Origin of the sequence: Flavobacterium fructosi (genome assembly GCF_042787335.1) — a bacterium.
GTDB classification, from domain to species: domain Bacteria; phylum Bacteroidota; class Bacteroidia; order Flavobacteriales; family Flavobacteriaceae; genus Flavobacterium; species Flavobacterium fructosi.
This window is the reverse complement of record NZ_JBHZQA010000037.1, coordinates 1-1,066: the sequence shown is the minus strand read 5'-3', so window position 1 is coordinate 1,066 and position 1,066 is coordinate 1. Positions and strand designations below refer to the sequence as shown.

The following is a 1,066-nucleotide window of genomic DNA, read 5'->3' as shown; positions in this document are numbered from 1 at the left end:
TTAAAGATTTATCGGTGAAAGATGAGCATGCGTCCCATTAGCTAGTTGGTATGGTAACGGCATACCAAGGCTACGATGGGTAGGGGTCCTGAGAGGGAGATCCCCCACACTGGTACTGAGACACGGACCAGACTCCTACGGGAGGCAGCAGTGAGGAATATTGGACAATGGGCGCAAGCCTGATCCAGCCATGCCGCGTGCAGGATGACGGTCCTATGGATTGTAAACTGCTTTTGTACAGGAAGAAACCCTTTCACGTGTGGAAGATTGACGGTACTGTAAGAATAAGGATCGGCTAACTCCGTGCCAGCAGCCGCGGTAATACGGAGGATCCAAGCGTTATCCGGAATCATTGGGTTTAAAGGGTCCGTAGGCGGTCAGATAAGTCAGTGGTGAAAGCCCATCGCTCAACGGTGGAACGGCCATTGATACTGTCTGACTTGAATTATTAGGAAGTAACTAGAATATGTAGTGTAGCGGTGAAATGCTTAGAGATTACATGGAATACCAATTGCGAAGGCAGGTTACTACTAATGGATTGACGCTGATGGACGAAAGCGTGGGTAGCGAACAGGATTAGATACCCTGGTAGTCCACGCCGTAAACGATGGATACTAGCTGTTGGGAGCAATCTCAGTGGCTAAGCGAAAGTGATAAGTATCCCACCTGGGGAGTACGTTCGCAAGAATGAAACTCAAAGGAATTGACGGGGGCCCGCACAAGCGGTGGAGCATGTGGTTTAATTCGATGATACGCGAGGAACCTTACCAAGGCTTAAATGTAGATTGACCGGTTTGGAAACAGACTTTTCGCAAGACAATTTACAAGGTGCTGCATGGTTGTCGTCAGCTCGTGCCGTGAGGTGTCAGGTTAAGTCCTATAACGAGCGCAACCCCTGTCGTTAGTTGCCAGCGAGTCATGTCGGGAACTCTAACGAGACTGCCAGTGCAAACTGAGAGGAAGGTGGGGATGACGTCAAATCATCACGGCCCTTACGCCTTGGGCTACACACGTGCTACAATGGCCGGTACAGAGAGCAGCCACTGGGTGACCAGGAGCGAATCTA

General features: G+C 50.3%; 1 rRNA gene. It reads left to right on the top strand.

What is annotated here, in order from left to right:
* Positions 1–1,066 (top strand): 16S ribosomal RNA (locus ACFX5D_RS16245); the annotation flags it as partial.